We start from the raw sequence: 19,353 nt of genomic DNA on the forward strand, positions 1-19,353 counted from the left end.
TGGGCCCACCGAGCCGGGTGGGTCCACCGGACGGACGGACCTGCCGGCCGGTCCGGTCGGCGGCGGCCGTGGGCCGCGGCCGGGCGGTCAACGCGTCCGCGCGTCCCACACCCGGGCGGGGACGACGAGCGGGCCGCCGGTGACCGGGTCGGGGACGACGACACAGGAGAGGCCGAAGACGTCCTGGACCAGATCGGCGGTGACGACCTCGGCCGGCGGCCCCTGGGCGACGATGCGGCCCGCTTTCATGGCCACGAGGTGATCGGCGTAACGCGCTGCCTGGTTGAGGTCGTGGAGGACGGCGACGACGGTGCGGCCGCGCTCGTGGTTGAGCCGGCGGACGAGGTCGAGGACCTCCACCTGGTGCGCGATGTCCAGGTACGTCGTCGGCTCGTCCAGGAGCAGCAGGTCCGTGTCCTGGGCCAGCGCCAGGGCGATCCACACCCGCTGCCGCTGGCCCCCGGACAGTTCGTCCACCGGCCGGTCGTGGAGGTCGGCCGTGTCGGTGCGCTCCAGCGCGTCGGTGACGGCCCGCTCGTCGGCCTCCGACCACTGCTGCCACCACTTCTGGTGCGGCTGGCGGCCACGGGCGACGAGGTCGGCGACGGTGATGCCGTCCGGCGGGGTGGGGGACTGCGGCAGGACCCCGATGGTCCGCGCGATCTGCCGGGCGGGAACCCGGGCGAGTTCGGCGCCGTCCAGCAGCACGGCGCCCCCGCGCGGTTTCAGGAGGCGCCCCAGCGCTCTGAGGACCGTGGACTTGCCGCAGGCGTTCGGACCGACGACGACCGTGACCTCGCCGTCGGGTATCTCCAGGTCCAGCCCCTCGACGACGGTGCGGTCCTCGTACGCCAGGGTCAGGTCGTGTGCCGTCAGGCGGCTGACGGGCGGACGGCTCATGAGGAGATGCCTCCGGTACGGCTGCGGGTGCGGACTATGAGCCACATCAGGTACGGGGCGCCCACCACGGCGGTGAGAACGCCGACGGGCAGCTCGATCGGGGAGAACAAGCGGCGGGCCAGCAGGTCCGCGACCACGACGACCAGCGCGCCGGTCAACGCCGAGGACAGCAGCGGGATCTGCGCCGTGCGCGTGAGCCGGCGGGCGACCTGCGGAGCGAGCAGTGCGACGAAGTCGACCGGTCCCGCGGCGCCGGTCGCCACCGACGCGAGGACGACACCGAACGCGGTCAGGCCGAGACGGACCCGGTCCAGGCGCACACCGAGGGCGGTGGCGGTGTCGTCGTCGAAGGACGCGCCGCGCTGCGCGCGCGCCGCCCACAGAGCCACCGGGACGCCGACCAGGAGCACGAGCGCGAGGGGGCGCGCCTCCTCGTAGCCGCGGCCGTTGAGTGAGCCGGTCAGCCACACCTTGGCCTGCTGGGCCACCAGATAGTCGCCCTTGGTGAGGAACAGCTGCGTCAGCGAGCCGAGCGCGACCGACACGCCGATGCCGACCAGGACGAAGCGCGAGGAGTTCAGCCCGCGCCGCCACGCGAAGGAGTACACCAGCAGGGCCGCCGCGACGCCGCCGCCGACGGAGACGTACGGCAGCGCGCCGTAGCCGACGGCGCCGAAGCTCATCGCGGCGACGGTCGCCGCGCCCGCGCCGTGCGTGACACCGATGACGTCGGGACTGGCCAGCGGATTGCGCGCGACGGTCTGCACCAGCGCGCCCGCCACGCCGAACGCGGCCCCCGCCAGCAGCCCGACGACCAGCCGCGGCAGGCGCAGTGTGCCCACGACCAGCTCGTCGGGGCTCGGCCGCCCGAACAGCACGCGGACGACCTCCACCGGTGCGACGAAGGACTCGCCGACACACAGGTAGGCCACCACCGCGCAGGCGAGCAGCACCGCGAGCACCGCCGCGACGGCGACCGCCCTGCGGTGCACGAGGAAACTGGCGCGTCCCCCGCGAAGGACGGCGTGCCCGGCCGGGTGTACGGCGGCCCGGACGGGCACGGTGTCGTCGCGGCTCGCGGGGCTCATGCGGGCACCACCGCCCGGCGCCGCACGAGCGCGATCAGGAACGGCACGCCGATCAGGGCGGTCATGACGGCCACCGGTACCTCCGAGGGCGGGAAGACGACGCGGCCGAGCACGTCGGAGCCGAGGATCATCACCGGCCCGAGGAGCGCGGCCAGCGGCAGCACCCAGCGGTGCGCGGTGCCGACCAGGGCGCGGGCGATGTGCGGAACGGCGAGGCCGGTGAAGGCGATCGGGCCGACGGCGGCCACCGCCGCTCCGGTCAGCACGGTCGCCCCCAGCGCGCCGAGCACGCGCAGCAGAGCGACGTTGTGGCCGAGTCCCTTGGCGGCGTCGTCGCCGAGGGCGAGGGCGTCGAGGCCCCGGGCCGTGGCCGCGACCAGGACCAGACCGCCCAGCAGGAACGGCCAGATCTCACCGATGACCTCGCTGCCACGCCCGCTGAGGGAACCGACCTGCCAGAAGCGGAACTCGTCCAGGGCACGGGCGTTGGTGGTGGCGATCCCGGACACGAGCGAGGCGAGGAAGGCGTTCATGGCGGCGCCCGCGAGCGCGAGCTTGACCGGCGAGGCGCCGCCCCGGCCGCCGCTGGCGACGGCGTAGACGCCCACCGCCGCCAGTGCCGCGCCCGCGAACGCGAACCACACGTAGCCGTCGAGGGTGTGCACGCCGCAGAACGCGATCGCGCACACCACGCCCACCGAGGCGCCCTGGCTGACACCGAGGATGCCCGGTTCCGCGATGGGGTTGCGGGTGACGCCCTGCATCACCGTCCCGGCGAGCGCGAGCGCGGCGCCGGCCAGCACGCCGACGACCGTGCGTGGTACCCGCAACGACCGCACCACCTGGGCGTTGTCGCTGGTGCCGCCGTGCAGCAGTGCCTGGATCACCTCGCCCGGCGCGATCTGCCGGCTGCCCACGGCGAGGCTCAGCAGGACGGCGGCCAGCAGCATCGCCGTACCCGCCAGCAGCAGGCCGGCCCGGCGGCGGGTGGGGTCGGGTGGCGACATGCGCCGCGCTCCCTCTCTGTTCTCGGACTCTGTTCTCAGGCGGTCAGGTACTTCTGGAGGTCGTCGAGCACCGCGTTCGCGGCGGTGACGCCGAGCCCCAGGTACCAGGTCTCGTCCGGTACGTCGTGGGCGTGGCCGTCCTTGACCGCCTTGAGGTTCTTCCACAGCGGATTGGCCTGGGCCTTGCTCTTGTCCGTGGCCCTGGCGTCGCCGTAGACCCCGGTGAAGATCCAGTCGGCGTCGGCCTGGTCGATGTTCTCGGGGCTGATCTCGGCGGCCAGGTCCGCGATGTCCTGGTTCTTCGGGCGCGGGATGCCGATGTCCTTGAGGATCGTGCCGATGAAGGAGTCGTTGGCGTAGAGCCGGATGACGCCGTCGGGCAGGTAACGGACCATCGACACGGTCGGCTTGTGGGCGCCGAGCTTCTCCCCGAGGGCCTTCGCGCGCTTCTCGTACGCGGCGAGGTTCGCCTCGGCCCGCGCCGTCCTGTCCAGCGCGGCCGCGTTGAGGAGGTAGTTCTGCTTCCACGTGAAGCCGGGGCGGATCGAGAAGACGGTCGGCGCGATCTTCGACAGTTCGTCGTAGGAGTTGGCCGCGCGCAACTGGCTGCCCAGGATCAGGTCCGGCTTGAGCGCCGCGATCGCCTCCAGGTTGAGGCTGTTGATGGTGCCGATGTTCTTCGGCTCGCCCGCGTTCTTCTTCAGGTACGACGGCAGCTCCGGCGAGCCCTCGGTCGGGGCCAGACCGACCGGCTTCACACCGAGGGAGACAACGTTATCGAGCTCGCCGACGTCCAGGACGACCACGCGCTCGGGCCGCGCCTTGATCTCGGTGCTGCCCATCGCGTGCTTGACCGTACGCGGCCACTGGCCGGCCCTGGCGTCCGTGCCGAGGGCGGCGGTCTTCTCGGCGGCGTCGGCGAAGTCCTTGCCGCCCTTCGCCACCGACTTGGAGTCCTTCGCGCCCGACCCGGCCTGTGCGGAGGCGCTGTCCCCCTTCCCGTTCCCGGAGGAATCACTGCCGCACGCCGCGAGCGACAGTGCGGCGGCGACGGCGAGAGCGACTGCGGCTGTGCCGCGGCGCCGAAGAGACATGGGATGGGCTCCTAGCTGTGGTTCACCTTTGAAGTATTAGGTGAGCCTAACCTTATGAGAAGCCCGTGTGCGGGACGCGACCGGGGGTGCGCGAGCCGGACCGCGCGCCCGGGAAACCGCCGGTCCCCAGGTCGCCGCGGTGCCCGGACAGCCGCGCACACCCCGTCGCACCGCCCTGCCGTGGAGGGCGTGGCGCCGGATTGGTCCCGTTCCCGAGCCGGGAATTGGCCCCGGTGGCCGAGGCGCCCGGTACGTAGGGTCGGGATCATGACAGCAGCCTCCGCCACAGTTCCCACCCCGATGAACGTCTGCGTCTTCCTCTCCGCCGCGGACCTGGACGAGCGCTACACCCGGCCGGCCCGCGAACTGGCGGAGCTGCTCGGGAAGGGTGGTCACACCTTGGTGTGGGGCGGATCCGACACCGGTCTGATGAAGGTCGTCGCCGACGGGGTGCGGGAGACCGGAGGACGGCTGGTGGGGGTCTCGGTCGCCTTTCTGCGCGAGTGGGCCAGACGGGACGCCGACGAGATGGTGTTCGCCGACGACCTCGCCGAACGCAAGGCCCTGCTGCTCGCCCGCGCGGACGCGGTGGTCGTGATGGCGGGCGGTCTGGGCACGCTGGACGAGGTGACCGAGGTCCTGGAGCTGAGAAAGCACGGCCTGCACGACAAGCCCGTGGTGCTGCTGAACTCGGCCGGGTTCTACGACGGTCTGACACTCCAGCTCCGCCGGATGGAGGCGGAGGGATTCCTGCCGGTGCCCCTGAGCGGGCTGTTCTTCCTCGCCGACGCGGCCGCGGACGCCTTCGCCCACCTGGAGGAATCGGTCGTCGGACCACGATGAGCCGGCCGCGGCGGGCCCGTCCGCGGCCGCAACCACTCACGGCGGTACACGCAAGGACGCGCCTATGCGCGTCCTTGCGCGTCCATGCGCGTCCATGCGTGGCGATACATGGTGATACGTCTAGGGCATCACCCCGCACAGGATGTCCAGCGCACCCTTCCACGCACTGTCCGAGGGAGCCGCGTAGTTCACCACGAGCGCGTCCTGCTGGGGGAGTTGCCGGCCGGACTCGGGCGTCTCGTAGCGGAACTCCGCGAGGCCGCTGACCGCGAGACCCCGCCGCGCTGCCTCCTGGGTGACCGAGTGCTCCGTTCCGTGGGGGAGTTCGAGAACCGCCTGCAGGCCCGCGGCCATACCCCTCAGGTGGACGTGGGGGGCCCTGTGGGCCAGGGCCGTGACGAGTTGCTCTCGGCGGCGCCGGTAGTGCAGTCGCATCGAGCGCACATGACGGTCGTACGCGCCCGACGTCAGGAACTCGGCCAGCGTGAGCTGTTCGAGCGCACTCGACATGTAGTCGCCGTACCCCTTGGCGGCGACGATGTCCGGGACCAGATCCCGCGGCAGGACCATCCAGCCCAGCCGCACTCCGGGCGCCAGTGACTTGCTCACCGAGCCGAAGTACACCACCCGGTCGGGGCCGAGGCCCTGCAGGGCACCCACCGGCTGACGGTCGTATCTGAACTCCCCGTCGTAGTCGTCCTCCAGGATCAGGCCGCCGGTGCGCCGCGCCCATTCGACGGCCGCCGTACGCCGGTCCGGGCGCAGCGCGACCCCCGTCGGGTACTGGTGGGCGGGTGTCATCAGTACCGCGCCGATGTCCTCCAGCCGCTCCAAGTCGTCGGTGCGCGCGCCGTGTTCGTCGACGTGGACGGACGGAGTGCGCAGGCCGGCGTCGGTCAGCAGGTCGCGATAGAGATCGAGTCCGTACGACTCGACGGCCACCGCCCGTACCCGCCGCGCCCGGAGTGCCCGCGCCATCAGCGCGAGCCCGTGGTGGAAGCCGGAGCAGACGACGATCCGCTCCGGCTCGGCGTACACCCCGCGGGCCCGCGCCAGGTAGTCCGCGAGGGCGGTGCGCAGACGGATCTGGCCGAGGGCGTCGCCGTACCCGAAGGCCTCGTGCGGTGCGGCGGTCAGGGCGCGGCGGGCGGCGGTGAGCCACTGTGCGCGGGGGGAAGTTCGCGAGGTCCGGTGAACCCGGCCGCAGGCCGTACGTCGGGCGTTTCGGGGCCGGCCGCGCGCCCTCAGTGTCGGATTCGGCGCGGCTCGGTTCGGCCCGCTCCGCCACCCGGGTCCCGGAGCCCTGCCGGGCGGTGAGCCAGCCCTCCGCGACGAGTTCGGCGTAGGAGTCGGTGACGGTGTTGCGGGAGATACCGAGATCGGCGGCGAGCGAGCGGGACGGTGGCAGCCGGGTGCCGGGTGCCAGCCGCCCCGTACGTACGGCGTCCCGGAGCGCGTTGGTGAGGCCGGCGCGCAGCCCGGGGCCGCGCAGTTCCAGATGGAGGTCGGTGCCGGGTCCGGCGGGCGAGTCGGTCCCCGAATTGGTCTGGGAATCTGTCACGGAACTGGACCCTACTTCAGTGCCACTGGATGCGTAGCGTTGCAGTCATGAACACGAACGAAGCGAATGAGAACCGTGACAACCCATACAACCAACGCAACACATACAACATGGACAGTCTGGACAGCCTCGGCCGCCTTCGCGAGCATCCGCCCCGTCCGGGCCCGGCGGAACCCGCGCCGCGGGCGTTCGAGGCCGTGGGCCGCCCGGACGCGGCGGCGAAGCGGGGGCTCGCGCCCGTCCTGCTGAACCTGGTCAAGATCCGCGCGGCCCAGATCACCCACTGTGCCCTCTGCCTGGACATGCACAGCGGGGACGCGCTCGCGGCCGGTGAGTCGGCGGGGAGGATCCTCCGGCTCGGCGCCTGGCGGGAGTCGATGCACTTCTACAAGGCCAAGGAGATCGCGGCGATCGAGCTGACCGAGGCGATCACCGTGCGCACGGACGGTTCCGTGCCGGACGAGGTGTACGCGCGGGTCGCGGCCGAGTTCGACGAGAGCGAGCTGGCCCGTCTCGTCGCCGTGATCACGACGCTCAACGGCCGGAACGGCTTCGGGGTGTCCACCTGCCTCGTCCCCGGCCACTGCGCATCCGCCATCTGACCTGACGACACATGCGAAGGAGATCCTGGTGAGTACCGTTCCCTCTCGCGCGCGCCGGGTGTCGCCGGCCCGTGCCGTCGACGAGTTCGTGCTCGCCACCGCCCTGCTGTTCCTCGCGGTGACGGCGGTACGGTGGCTGCGCGATCCGGGCTCCGTGCTCTGCGTCGCCGACCTCGACGTCGCGATCACGGTCATCGGCGCCTTCAGTGGGATCGTCCTCACCGTGCTCATCCTCACCCCGCCGGGGAGACGCAGCGGGGGCCACATGAATCCGGCCGTGACGGTCTCCCTGTGGCTGATGGGCGCCTTCCCGGGGCGCGGCGTCCTGCCCTATGTGCTGGCGCAACTCGCGGGCTCCGCCGCGGGAACGGGGCTGGCGCGCCTGGTGTGGGGGCGCCCGGTGACCCTCCCGTCCGTCGACTACGCCGCGATCGGGCCCGCGCCCGCCTGGCAGCCCTCGGCCGTCTTTCTCGCCGAGGCGGGAGGCATGGCGGCCATCGTCCTCGTCGTCGGGTTCCTCATGGCCCATACCCGCTTCTCACACCTGCTGCCGTACGCCATCGGACTGTCCGTCGCGCTGGTGATCACCCTGCTCGGTACCCGCAGCGGGGGCTCGGTCAACCCGGCCCGCCAGCTCGGGCCCGCCGTGCTCGCCGGCCGGACCGAGGACCTGTGGATCTATCTGGTGGCGCCGGTCCTGGGAGCCGCGCTCGGCGCCTGGCTCGACCGCCTCCTCGGACGGCTCCGGCGGCGCCTTCCCGCAGGTGCGACGCGGGTGGCGGCGAGTGTCGACCCGTCGGGCGAGGGCGGTGTCCCCGCCTTCGCCGTGAACGGGCACGCCGCCCTTCGCGCGCCGGGCCGGGCTACAGCTCCCACTCCACCCATATCAGTACAAGATGGACACTCATCCGATCGAAAGGGCTGATTCCCTCATGAACATCCTGGTTGCCGGTGCGACCGGCGCAGTGGGCCGACTCCTCGTCCCTTTGCTGCTGAAAGAAGGACATCAGGTCACGGGAGTCTCCCGTACGCCCGAGGGGGTGGAACGAGTACGACGGCAGGGCGCGTCAGCCGTCCAGGCGGACGCGTTCGACAGGGACGCCCTGCGACGGGTGATGGCCGCGACCGCTCCGGACGCGGTGATCCACCAGCTCACCGCCCTGTCGGACGCCGACGGGGAGACGACCAACCGGCTACGCCGCGAGGGCACGCGCAATCTCGTGGACGCGGCCAGGTCCGCCGGAGTGGAACGGATCGTCGCTCAGTCGATCTCCTGGGCGTACGTACCGGGGGAGACCCCGGCGGACGAGACCGAACCGCTGGATCTCGGGGCGGCCGAGCCGCGACGAGGGATGGTGGAGGGCATCCGGGCACTGGAGGAGACCGCGGCCGAGATGGAGACCTGCGTGGCCCTGCGCTACGGCATCCTGTACGGCCCGGGTACCTGGTACGCGCCGGGCGGCGCCGTGGCCGCGGCCCTGGCCGGCGACCCGAACGCGCGTCTTCTCGCCAACCTCGAGGCGGATCTCTCGGTGACATCGTTCGTGCACGTCGCCGACGCCGCGAGGGCCACCGTCGCCGCCCTCGGCTGGCCTTCCGGGCCCGTCAACATCGTGGACGACGAGCCGGCCGAGGGCCGCCAGTGGCTGCCGGTCCTGGCAGCCGCCCTCGGTGTGCCCGCACCCGAGGAACGGACAGGACGGCAGAACGAGGCCAGGGGCGCGTCCAACGAACGGGCCCGCTCCCGGGGATGGGAACCCGAACACACGACGTGGCGGTACGGCTTCGCCGCGCAGGACGTCTGACACACGTGTCCGACGCACATCTGACGCACAGGGGTTCGCCCACGGACTTCGCGGAACTCTGTGCGTCACCGGATCCAGGCCCGACGCCGAAGCGGTCCGATCGACGCGGGCCGCTACCCGGGTCGTCCGGTGGCACCGTCCGCCGTCGGCCCGGGACCGGACGGGGACCGGTCTCCGAGGAGTTCGCGCAGACGGTCACGCAGGCGGGGGACCTCCGGTGGTTCCGCGTCGCCGATCAGGGCATCCGCGGTGCGCCACAGCGCTCCGGCCGCGTCGGTGCGGCCGCCCTCGGCGAGCACGACGGCCTGTTGCAGCCGGACGCGGCCCGCGCGTACCCGGTCGCCGGTACGGTCGAACCGCACGGCTGCCGCCTCACTCGCCTCGATCGCGTCGTCGTGGCGCCCGGCCGCCATGGCGATCCCGGCGATTCCCTCGAGCGCGAGGCCGGCACCGGTGGAGTGCCGCATCCTCTCGAAGACGGTGAGCATCTCCCGCATGTCCGTCAGCGCGTCGTCGGTCCGACCGTCCTCGTGCGCCAGCCAGGCGCGTCCAGCGAGCTGATAGCCGAGGGCGAACAGGTCGCCTCCGCCGGCCCGCGCGATCCGCAGCGCCCGTTCGTTGAGCGCGATCGCCTCGCCGCGCCGCCCGGACAGCCGGTACGCCGTGCTCAGGCCCCCGATCGTCCACGCGTGCTGAACGCTGTCCTGGGCGGGCAGCAGCGCCACCGCGCGTTCGAGTACCTCCACGGCCTCGTCCGCGTGCCAGAACGCCATGTAGAGCGCGCCGAGCGCCGTACGGGCCTGTATCTCCCGCTCCTCGTCGCCGAGTTCGGCGTACAGGACCACCGCCCGGGTGAGCGCCTCCGCCGCTTCGTCGAAGCGGTACAGGTCACGCAGCGCCTCGCCGTGACACAGCAGGGCCTCGGCGAGCGCGGGCCGTCCGCCCAGCCGCTCCGCGACCGAGAGGGCCCGCGTCGCCGAGTCCAGAGCGGCCGTCACGTCCCCGGAGTTGCGGCACGCGTACGACATCTGGAGCAAGGCGCGGACCCTGCGCGGGTCGTCGTCGAGCGCGTCGGCCGCCTCCGCCGCCGCATGCCAGAGGGGCAGCCGGTCGACGTGATCCTCCGCGCGGCTCAGCAGCGGGCCCACGGCGGAGGCGAGCGCCCACGCGGGCTCGTACAGCCCCGAGGCCACGGCCTGACGCAGTGCCGCCACCACGTTTTCCCGCTCGTCGGCAAGCCAGTTCCCGACAGCGGCGTGTCCCGTCAGCAGGTCCAGCAGCCGGGCCAGGGCCGCGACGCGTACCTCCGGAGTGTCCTCGGCCTCCGTACGCTCCACCGCGAACAACCGCAGCAGGTCGTGCAGTCGGTACCGGCCGGGGGCGGGGGACTCGACGAGCTGGGCGTCGACGAGCCGCTCCAGCGCGGCCGTCACCGCCGGTGGCTCCCGCCCCGCGAGCGCCGCTGCCGCCGCGGAACCGAAGATCTGGCCGGGGTGCGAGCCGCAGCGCCGGAAGACCAGCCGGTCCACGGCGGGCAGCTCCTCGTACGAGGCGTCGAAGCTGGCGCGGACCGCCAGGTCGCCGAGCCGGAGGGCGTCGAGTCGCTGTCGTTCGTCCTCCAACTGGTCCGCGAAGTCCGCCAGTTGCCAGGAAACCCGCGCCCGCAGCCGGCCACCGGCGATGCGGAGGGCGAGTGGCAGCCCGCCGCAGGCCCTGACGATCCGAACCGCCGCGTCGGGGTCGGCGGCCGCCCGGTCCGCCCCGACGGCCTCGGTGAGCAGGGCGAGTCCCTCGGCCGGATCCAGCCCGCCGACCAGGTGGGTCGCGGACCCCGGGATTCCCGCGAGCACGCGGCGGCTGGTGACCACTGCCAGACAGCCCGCGTCGCCGGGAAGCAACGGCGCCACCTGCTCGGCGTCCCGAGCATCGTCGAGCACCAACAGGACCTTACGATCGGCCAGTTCGGACCGGAACCTCGCCGCGAGATTCTCGACGGCACCGCGCCGTTCGTCCTCGGCCACACCCATCGCACCGAGGAACCGGGCCAGTACGGCCTCGGGCGCGGCCGGGTCCGCGCTCGCGCCCCGCAGCGCCGCGAACAACTGCCCGTCGGGGTAACGGCCGCGCAGATCGTGGGCGACGCGCAGCGCGAGCGAGGACTTGCCGACGCCGGGTGGTCCGACGAAGGTGACGACGCCGTACCGCTGCTCCAGCGCCTCGTCGACCGCGGCCAGATCCCGGGCCCGGCCCGTCAGACCCGGCGCGGCGGGCAGTTCGGCCGGCCGCCCGGCTGCTTCCCGGCCGTCCGCGGCCCCCGCACTCGGCGACGTGGTGAGACGCTGCTGCCACACGGCGAGCCCCACGACGACCGCGGCCAGGACGCCGACCGCGGGCCACGACAGCCAGGCGACCGCGTCGAGAGGGGGCGGAAGGCTGCCTCCGGTGGCGACGTTGACGGCGACCGCGAGCAGCACCGACAACAGTCCGGAGACCACGCCGATGAGCGCCGGCACCCGCTCCCGCCGCATCGCATGCCCCCGTCCGCCCCTCGCCACAGGGCCGCGCGTCGCCCGTCGGCCGGTCATGTCTTCCCCGCGGGCCGGGCTCACGGCCACACCGGACAGTAAAGCCGGGCACCCCGCCTCGCGGCAGAGCCCGGCGAACTCCATTTCACCGGCGTTCCGATCGCCGTGGTCCCTGGTCCCTGGTTCTGGTCACGTCGGCGGGTGGCGGTGCGGATGCGCGACCGGCGTCCGGGGCCGGCGGCTCCCGGTACGGTTCATCCGGTGAACGTGAACGCGAACGTGGACGTGGACGGGTGGGAGTCGGGGCACCGGGCCGCGTACGGGTGCGGGGCATGGGAGCGGGCCTGCCGGCAGGGAGACCTGCTGGCCGCCTGGTACGAGGAGCAGGAACTCTTCCTCCACGCCCCGCCACCCCGGCGGACCCACGCCCGTTCGGGCCGGCATGCCAAGTGGCCGTGGGGAAGCGGCCCGCACACCGTGGGCCTGCTGCTGTGGCGGGCCGCCCACGACGCCGGGATCCTGGTCGACGAGATTCTCCTGGCCGACACCTTGCGCTATTGCCACCCCGAGGCCGTCCCGCTGGCGGCCGGTCCCCTGCCCGACGCCGCCCGGATGGGCGGTATCGGGGTCGGCAGCGCCGAGTCGGTGGCCGGGGTCAGGCACGTACTGCGGGCCCACGTCGCGGCGGAACTCCCCCGACCCCGCCCCGCCGGGGTGCGGTTGACGCTCGGCTACCGTGTCCGGGAAGTCCTGGCTACGCCGGACTGGGAGCGCGGCGACTGGCCGGCGACCCTCGTCCTGGCTCGTCAGGCCATGGGGCGTGCGGACGACCTCCGGGAGCGCGGGACATGGCAGCCCACCGCCCGGGAACGGTCCACCTGGGCGCGCACCGGCCTGGACCGTGAACCGGCCGGCGAACGCGCCGCCCCGGGAGACCGGGCGTCGGGCTGGCCGGTGCGGGCGGCACGCCTGGTCGACCTCGCGGACGCCCTGTCCACGGACGCCGACACGCTGCCGCGCGACAGCCAGGGAAGCCCGGGGCCGCTGGCCCAGGTGCTCGTCGCCACGGCCCGTGCGTGCGACGCGCTGAGAGCGAGCGCCGAGGAGATCGGGCGACTGTGGGCGGCCGAGCCGCACGAGCCCGCCGACCCGGCCTCCTGGGAACTGGCCCACGTGCCGGGAGCGTTGCGGGTCCAGACCGAGGAGACGGACGACCTGGTGCGGGCGGTCGCCGTCTTCCTGTGGGTCCTGACGTACAGCTGACCGGCGGGAGCACGCCGCACCGGCCGGCCGGGGCCCGTCCTCGACCCGGTCACCGCCGTCGACTGCCCCGAGCGTGCCAGGCCTCGTGAGGCAGGCGGGACTTGCGCACCACGCCCTAGGTGTATTGCCCGGTGAGGTCGGGTCCGCCTCGGCCGGTGGCCCGCAGGTGGCGCAGATAGGCGGTGGGGCCGGAGTGCGTCGCGTCCTGCGCGCCGGAGCGGTGCAGTTCCAGGTGGCCGTCCGGGTGCAGGCGGAGGGTGGTGGTCGCCGCGCGCGGCGGAGAGTCCGGGGTGTCCGGGGTGGTGCCGGAAAGCGCGGCCGGGTCGAGGACGGGAACGTGGCCGGGGAACATCGCGCGTGCCTGGGCCGCGGTCGGCGCCGGGGGCCGGCCGGTGCGGTTGGCGCTGCTGACATACAGGACGGGGTACTCGTCCAGGACCGGCCGCAGGGGACTCCAGCGGGCGCCGAACAGCAGGGTCCACCCGTCGTGGGTCGCGGGGGCCAGCCAGTCGGGTGGCGTGTGGTCGTGACGCAGCGGGGCCAGCACCGTGACACGCTCGTCGGCCAGCAGCCGACGGGCGGACTCGGCCGCGTGCGGCGCCAGCTCGAGTGCCCGCAGGACGAGCTCGGTGGTGTGCGGGTGATGGGTCCACAGGGCGACGGGCTGGTCGGCGGGCCGGTCCTTGGCCCGGTTGACCGCGTGCGCCGTGGCCGCGGTGACGACGAAGGTCAGGGGTGCGGGGTTGGGCAGTACGGCGGCCCGGCCCAGGGACAGGCTCGCGTGCACGGCGTCGACGCCGCCGGCGCGCGGCGTGGTCATCGCGGAGTCCGGGCGGTGGGCACGGTCAGGCCGGTGAGGTAGTCGCCGAAGTCCGTCTCCTCGATCACAGCGTGTCCTTGCCGGTAGGCGTGTGACTTCACCCAGGCTACTGCGCTGCGTGTCTGCTCCGGGTCGAGCCGGTGTCCGAGCCGTGCGGCGACGGCGGTGATCACTCGGGCGCTCGCGAGGTGCGTGAGGATCACGCGGGGCTCGATCCCGAGGAGCGCGCGAGGATCGTAGGGTTCGAACAGGCGGGGATGGACGAACGGGGTGCCGGTCGAGATCGTGCCGACGCCGTCTCCCACGATCGGTGTGGTCACACCCAGCGGCGCGCCGGTCTCGGCGGCCACCATGCGCGCGATGCCCGGCAGCAGGGTCAGATCGGGGGCGGTCCACCACGGGGCGCGGCCGTCGCCGAGGAGTTCACGGGTGCGGTCGGGGCGGTAGGCGAGCAGGAACAGGAGCTGTTCGGTGGCGACCATCCCGCTGCGTTCGGCGATGCCCAGCCAGGACGACGACAGGACGCGGATGCCCGCGCGCAGTGCCTGGAGGGTGTTGGCCAGAGCGAGCCCGAGGTCGTTGTGCAGGTGCGAGGCCAGGACCACGTCGTCGCCCGCACGGCGGCGTACGGCGGTGAACATGGCCGCGGCGTCCTGCGGCAGTTGGTCGCCGACCGTGTCCGCGAGCACCACCACCCCGGCGCCGGCCTCCGTCATCCGCGCGGCATGCTCGCCGGTCAGGGCGTGATCGGCCCGGGAGGCGTCGGCCAGGCACACATCGACGGCCACCCTGTCGTCGGTGTCCCTGGCCTGCGCGACCAGAGCGGCACCGGCGGCCAGTGCCCGCTCGGCGCAGCCGTGGGTCATCACCTGGGCCATGGCCTCGGACGCGGGCACGATGACCATGATCCTGGCGTGCGCGCTGCCCCGGACCGCGGCCAGCGCCTGGCGTACGTCACCGGCGGTGCCCCGGCACACCGCGGACACGCTCACCGTCCCACCGGCCTCCACCGCCACCTGCCGGACCGCTTCGAACTCCTCCGCGCACACGGCGGGGAATCCGGCGGCGAACACCACGTGCCGCGGACCGTCCGCACCGAAGATCCGGCCCTGAGCACGGGCCAGACGCACCCGGAAGTCAGCCGTCATCAGGGTTTTGGCCTGTGCCCCGTCCCGCGGGGACTCCTCCCACAGCACCACCCGGCCCGCCCGCGCGGACTCGCGCACCACATCGACCGCCACCGCCACACCCTTCGATCACGGGCCGTGGACGGCGGGCCCGTCACGCCCCGGAGAACGATCACCCGGCGCGGGTTCCCGCCGCAGGCGCAGCGGGATGTTTCACACGATCGGGGGCACGCGGACCTCTGCGCACCGAGTCTTGGGACACGTTTTACGCGATGCGTGCAACTGCGGCCCGTGCCGTGGCTGTCTGACAGTGAGGCGGGCCCGGCAGGGCCGTGGGGCGAGAGAGCGGAGCAGGTCGTGGGACGGCGCAAGGGTGGCATAGGGATCGCACTCGTCACGGGTGTGATGCTGCTGGGTGCGAGTGCCTGTGGCGGGGGCGGCAGTGACAAGGCGGGCGGGGGCGACGCAAAGGCTCCGGGCAAGCCGAGCGCGAGTGCCTCGCCGTCACCGACGAAGCCCGCCGGTCCGCCGATGCTGCTGGAGACGATCATGCCACAGACGGGAACCACGGTCGGTGTGGCCATGCCGATCTCGGTGGTCTTCACGAACCCGGTGGCGGCCAAGGCGCGGGCCACGGTCGAGAAGCACATGAAGGTGAGCGCCTCGCAGCCGGTGGCCGGTGCCTGGCACTGGTTCGGCGACAAGCGCGCCGACTGGCGCCCGAAGGCGTACTGGCCCTCCGGGACGACGGTGAAGATCGACGCCGACATGAAGGGCGTCGAGAACGGCAACGGACGGTACGGCGTACGCAGTTACACGCACACCTTCAAGATCGGTGACGACGTGCGCGCGAACGTCTCCGTGACCGGCCACACCATGAAGGTGACCCGGAACGGCGCCGCGGTACGCACCCTGTCGATCAACGCGGGCAGCGCCCAGTATCCGACGTGGAACGGCACGATGGCCGTCATCGACAAGCAGGAGAAGGTCCACATGACCTCCTGCAGTGTCGGTATCAGCTGCGACAAGGGCAGCCCCAACTACTACGACCTGACGTTGCCCTGGGACGTACACCTCACCCAGTCCGGCACCTACGTGCACTACTCGACCGGTGACCCGAATCCGGGCAGCGGCAGCGCCCGCGGCTCGCACGGCTGCGTCCACCTGTCCATGTCCGACGCCAAGTGGTTCTACGGCCAGGTGAAGCAGGGCGACCCCGTCACCATCACCGGCTCGCCCCGTGCCCAGGCGCCCGCCGACAACGGCTACGCCGCCTTCAACCTGGGCTGGGACCAATGGCTCGCGGGCAGCGCCTCCGGCGAGGGGACGACCGCGACGCTGTGACGCGCCACCGTGCCGCGACATCAGGTTCGCCGATGTCGCGGCACCGCCGTATCTCCTCCGCGTGATGGCGGATGAGCGCCGAACCGCATGCGGAGGTCCGTCCGGCAGGCCGGACGACGGGAGTGGGTGCGCGAGTCGGCCGCGGACATCGACCGCGGGCGGCACGGTGATGCGAAATATGGGTGGGTGAGCCGTCCGCGGGGACGGCCGCGCCGGGATGCTGTCCCAGGTCGGAAGCACAACAACCAGTACACGCGGCCTAGTTGACGGCGCTCCTCGCCGCAGGTCCAGTGGCTGAGTCACTGACCCACCTCTTGTACTGGGCGGTAGGTGTGCCCCATCCTCGGTATGCCCGCCGCCCCGCCCAGCGCGCTGTGACGGCGGCGGTCCCGCGTGACGTTCACCCTGCTCCGCTTACGGGAGGTCCCGTGTTTCCTCTGCGCCTTCGTGTCTCCGCAGCCGGCTGCGCGCTGCTATTGGGAGCGTCCGCGGGGCTGCTCGCGAGCAGCCCCGCGGACGCGGCACCGTCGAAGCCGGTCGTCCGCGAGAGCCCGGACCGGCAGACGCCCGGCTCCGCGGGGTCCGTCGACACGTCCACGGGTCCGTTCACCGAGCCGGGGTTCGCCGCCGGCTGCACCTGGCACGAGTTCGGGGAGGGGGAACAGCCGCCGTGGTGGCTGACGTTCGCCGACCCGCTGTGCGTGGAGTACAGCAAGCGGGACATCACCGTCGACGACGGAGGGGCCCTGCGGTTCCTGGTGGCCGAACCCTCCCGGTTCGCCATCGCCATGGTGACCTGCCACTACTACCAGAAGGACCACTGGAGCGTGCAGTCCACCCACGGCGCGACGCCGTGGGTGGCGTGGGACGGTCAGTACTGGTGGGACAAGGCGGCGGGACGGGCCGGAGCCCGCCTGACGAACTTCCGCGTCGACGGACACACGGTGGGCGTCGGAGACGCGGTCACGGCCCTCGAACCGGTCTTCCCCGACGTCGCCCGCGCGCTGAGCGACTACGGCCAGGCCGCGGGCGAGACCGGACTGACCGTGTCGCTGCCCTACGACCTGCGTTGCGCACTGGCCGGGTGAGCCGTCATGACCGGACCCGACCGGAGATCCGTCCTCAAGGCACTGGTCGCCACGCTCGCGGCACTGTCCGTCGGCGGACTGGACTCACCCGTGGCCGCCGCCTCCGCCTCCGAGAGCTGGACGACACAGACGCTCGAGGCGTTCGCCGACACCCTGATCCCGGGCCAGCGCCGCTTTCCCGGTGACGTGGTGGTCGCCGGCGCGGTCACCGGGCCGGGTGCGGTACAGGCCGGTGCCATCGGCCTCCTCGCCTCGCCCGAACTGCCGGTGGCGCCGCTGCTCCCGGCGATCGCGGCGCTGCTGGACGCGCGCGCCGTCGCCTATGCCGCCCTCCGGCTGATCTGGCTGCCACCGACCCGCCCGCCGTTCGTGGGCCTGTCCTTCGCCGACCGCACCGCCCTGGTCGGTGGCCTCTTCGACCCCGATGACCTGGACCGGCCGATCTGGCAGGTGATGAGCCTGCTGGTGGGGCTGGCGTTCGACACCGCCGGACAGCAGGACACCGTCGAGGCACTCGGCCAGGGCCATCCCGGACTGGCGTGGTTGCGCTTCCCCGAGCCCGACCCGGACGGCCTCTGGCGCTTCCCCGATTTCTCCTACGGCCGCCCGCTGGCAGTACCTCATCCGAACACGACCGCTTCGGGGAGCCCGGCATGACGGTGCAGACCACGGACGTCCTGGTGATCGGCAGCGGCTTCGGCGGCGCGATCCCGGCCTACTACCTCGCGGCGGGCGGAGCGCGCGTCACCGTGCTGGAGCGCGGCCCCCGCGCGGCCGCCGCCGACTTCACCCACTCGATGCGCCTGGGCACCTACAACAAGATCGTGGACGTGATCCAGGGCGACGGCGTCGCGGTGGTCGCCGGCAACTGCGTCGGCGGCGGGAGCGTCGTCTACTTCGCCGCCTCACTGCGCGCGCCGTCCTTCGTCTTCGAGCGACACGGCAGCCTCGGCCGCCGGCTGTGGCCGGCCGCCCTGACCCGGGCCGCCCTCGACCCCTGGTACGACCGGGTCGAGGAGGCACTGCCGGTCACCCGGACCGACTGGCCGGACGTGTCCTACGCCGGCGGGGTCCTGGCCGCCGCCTGCCGGCGGGCCGGACACACCTGCAATCCCGTGCCGGTGGCGGTCGACACAAGCGCCTGCACCAACTGCAACTGGATGCTCTCCGGCTGCCGCTTCGACGCCAAACGCTCCCTGCTGCTCAACTACCTGCCGGCGGCCGAGGCCCACGGCGCGGACATCCGTCCGCTGCACGAGGCGCAGACCGTCACCCCGTCGCCGCTGTCCGGCTATCGCTACGCCGTCGGCTACACCGTCCTGGACCCCGACGACTACAGCTGTACCGCGCAGGCCGGCGTCATCCACGCCAAGGTCGTCGTAGTCGCCGCCGGTGCCGTGGGCACGCCCGTGATCCTCCAGCGCTCCGCTCTCCTCCTCGGAGGCATCCCGGCCGCTGTGGGGCGCTACTTCTCCGGCAACGGCGACCGTGTCAGTGTCGCCGACATCGTCGAGGACAAGGCACGCACACTGCTGGGGCTGTCACGTCCCGACGGGTCCGCCTACCTGGGGTTGCCCGTGGGCCGGCCCATCACCGCCGCCACCTACGACCACCTGGACCCGACCGCCCCCGAGTACAGCCGCTTCACCCTCCAGCAGATCTACTTCCCTCCGCTGACCAACCTGCTGGCCCAGGCCGCCGGTTCGCCCGCCTGGTTCGGCGTCGAGAAGCGGAACATGCGGGCCCGGTGGCGTTCCTGGCTCACGCTGCTGGCCATGACCGAGGACGACAACGAAGGCACCTTCGGCGTCGTCCCGCTCACCGGGAGCTTCACCCGGCTGGCGCCAGGGCTCGGACAGGGCACGATGACCTACCACCCCACCTCCCGTACCCGCGGGGCATGGGACCGGGCGGACACCGCACTGCGGGACATCCTGGAGAAGGACGGCCTGTCCCGGGTCCGCCCATGGAGCGAGGGCGTCGCCGACACCGTCACGGCCCATCCACTAGGTTCCGCGCGGATCGGCGACGACCCCGCCACCAGCGCGCTCACCGACGGCCACGAACTGCGGGGCCACAGCGGACTGTTCGTCACCGACGGCGCCGCCGTCCCCACCTCGCTCACCGTCAACCCCTCACTGACCATCGCGGCGCTCGCCGAACGCTCCGTCGCCACGATCGTCACCCGCACCGCCGACGCCGGGGTCGCGCTCCGCCGCGGCGTTCCGCTTCCCGGCCGTTGACGGGCCCGTGGAACGGGGCGGAACGGAATGGAACGCCGGAAGA

General features: G+C 72.8%; 16 protein-coding genes and 1 pseudogene. 9 read left to right on the top strand and 8 right to left on the bottom strand.

The window, feature by feature from the left end; genetic code table 11:
* Positions 1-87 precede the first annotated feature (87 nt).
* The 4 genes from HEP85_RS35155 to HEP85_RS35170 are packed head-to-tail and all read right to left on the bottom strand — an operon-like array spanning position 88 to position 4,089.
* Positions 88-900, bottom strand: coding sequence for an ABC transporter ATP-binding protein (locus HEP85_RS35155; RefSeq protein ID WP_168531545.1), 813 nt, complete (start codon positions 898-900; stop codon positions 88-90).
* Entirely contained in the window at positions 897-1,988 is a 1,092-nt protein-coding gene (locus HEP85_RS35160) for an iron chelate uptake ABC transporter family permease subunit (RefSeq protein WP_329528168.1), read from the bottom strand. The genes HEP85_RS35155 and HEP85_RS35160 overlap by 4 nt, the downstream gene beginning before the upstream one ends.
* The gene (locus tag HEP85_RS35165; protein WP_168531546.1) at positions 1,985-2,995 is read right to left on the bottom strand and encodes an iron ABC transporter permease; all 1,011 of its coding nucleotides are present in this window, start codon (positions 2,993-2,995) and stop codon (positions 1,985-1,987) included. The genes HEP85_RS35160 and HEP85_RS35165 overlap by 4 nt, the downstream gene beginning before the upstream one ends.
* 35 nt (positions 2,996-3,030) lie before the next feature.
* On the bottom strand, positions 3,031-4,089 hold the full coding sequence (locus HEP85_RS35170; RefSeq protein ID WP_168531547.1) for an ABC transporter substrate-binding protein: 1,059 nt from the start codon (positions 4,087-4,089) through the stop codon (positions 3,031-3,033).
* A gap of 300 nt (positions 4,090-4,389) precedes the next feature.
* Between HEP85_RS35170 and HEP85_RS35175 the strand changes: the two genes are divergently transcribed.
* Positions 4,390-4,932 carry a TIGR00730 family Rossman fold protein gene (locus HEP85_RS35175; protein ID WP_168534359.1) on the top strand — a complete coding sequence of 181 codons (543 nt, stop codon included), beginning with the start codon at positions 4,390-4,392 and terminating at the stop codon, positions 4,930-4,932.
* A gap of 120 nt (positions 4,933-5,052) precedes the next feature.
* On the opposite strand, the pseudogene HEP85_RS35180 reads toward HEP85_RS35175, so the two are convergent.
* Positions 5,053-6,493, bottom strand: a pseudogene (locus HEP85_RS35180) (PLP-dependent aminotransferase family protein).
* Positions 6,494-6,603: 110 nt separating this feature from the next.
* Here HEP85_RS35180 and HEP85_RS35185 point away from each other — a divergent pair.
* Genes HEP85_RS35185 through HEP85_RS35195 form a run of 3 tightly spaced genes read left to right on the top strand, consistent with a single transcriptional unit; the run spans position 6,604 to position 8,900 of the window.
* Entirely contained in the window at positions 6,604-7,095 is a 492-nt protein-coding gene (locus tag HEP85_RS35185; protein WP_168534361.1) for a carboxymuconolactone decarboxylase family protein, read from the top strand.
* 28 nt (positions 7,096-7,123) lie between these two features.
* Complete coding sequence (locus tag HEP85_RS35190) at positions 7,124-8,020, top strand: MIP/aquaporin family protein (protein ID WP_168531549.1); 897 nt, start codon at positions 7,124-7,126, stop codon at positions 8,018-8,020.
* Between the two features lie 7 nt (positions 8,021-8,027).
* Positions 8,028-8,900: an NAD(P)-dependent oxidoreductase gene (locus HEP85_RS35195; protein WP_168531550.1), complete on the top strand. Its 873-nt coding sequence runs from the start codon at positions 8,028-8,030 to the stop codon at positions 8,898-8,900.
* 113 nt (positions 8,901-9,013) lie between these two features.
* Here the strand turns inward: HEP85_RS35195 and HEP85_RS35200 are convergent, their stop codons facing one another.
* The gene (locus HEP85_RS35200) at positions 9,014-11,428 is read right to left on the bottom strand and encodes an NB-ARC domain-containing protein (RefSeq protein WP_369657981.1); all 2,415 of its coding nucleotides are present in this window, start codon (positions 11,426-11,428) and stop codon (positions 9,014-9,016) included.
* A gap of 258 nt (positions 11,429-11,686) precedes the next feature.
* Here HEP85_RS35200 and HEP85_RS35205 point away from each other — a divergent pair, with 258 nt between their 5' ends.
* A complete protein-coding gene (locus tag HEP85_RS35205) occupies positions 11,687-12,688 on the top strand; it encodes a hypothetical protein (RefSeq protein WP_168531552.1) in 1,002 nt (333 codons plus the stop codon).
* Between the two features lie 115 nt (positions 12,689-12,803).
* On the opposite strand, the gene HEP85_RS35210 is transcribed toward HEP85_RS35205, so the two are convergent.
* Both HEP85_RS35210 and HEP85_RS35215 read right to left on the bottom strand, forming a co-directional pair.
* Entirely contained in the window at positions 12,804-13,508 is a 705-nt protein-coding gene (locus HEP85_RS35210; RefSeq protein WP_369657982.1) for a hypothetical protein, read from the bottom strand.
* Positions 13,505-14,749 (bottom strand): 2-isopropylmalate synthase, encoded by a 1,245-nt coding sequence (locus HEP85_RS35215; protein WP_248002200.1) that lies wholly within the window; start codon positions 14,747-14,749, stop codon positions 13,505-13,507. The genes HEP85_RS35210 and HEP85_RS35215 overlap by 4 nt, the downstream gene beginning before the upstream one ends.
* Positions 14,750-15,040: 291 nt before the next feature.
* Between HEP85_RS35215 and HEP85_RS35220 the strand changes: the two genes are divergently transcribed.
* From HEP85_RS35220 to HEP85_RS35235, 4 genes are all read left to right on the top strand, one after another.
* Positions 15,041-15,979, top strand: a complete 939-nt coding sequence (locus HEP85_RS35220) for an Ig-like domain-containing protein (protein WP_168534365.1) — start codon at positions 15,041-15,043, stop codon at positions 15,977-15,979.
* A 428-nt stretch (positions 15,980-16,407) separates the two neighbouring features.
* Positions 16,408-17,067: a hypothetical protein gene (locus tag HEP85_RS35225; RefSeq protein ID WP_168531554.1), complete on the top strand. Its 660-nt coding sequence runs from the start codon at positions 16,408-16,410 to the stop codon at positions 17,065-17,067.
* Between the two features lie 6 nt (positions 17,068-17,073).
* A complete protein-coding gene (locus tag HEP85_RS35230) occupies positions 17,074-17,724 on the top strand; it encodes a DUF5987 family protein (protein ID WP_248002201.1) in 651 nt (216 codons plus the stop codon).
* Complete coding sequence (locus HEP85_RS35235; protein WP_168531555.1) at positions 17,721-19,310, top strand: GMC family oxidoreductase N-terminal domain-containing protein; 1,590 nt, start codon at positions 17,721-17,723, stop codon at positions 19,308-19,310. The genes HEP85_RS35230 and HEP85_RS35235 overlap by 4 nt, the downstream gene beginning before the upstream one ends.
* Positions 19,311-19,353: the final 43 nt, after the last annotated feature.

It is taken from the genome of Streptomyces sp. RPA4-2 (assembly GCF_012273515.2).
In the GTDB taxonomy this organism is placed as follows: Bacteria; Actinomycetota; Actinomycetes; order Streptomycetales; family Streptomycetaceae; genus Streptomyces; species Streptomyces kaempferi.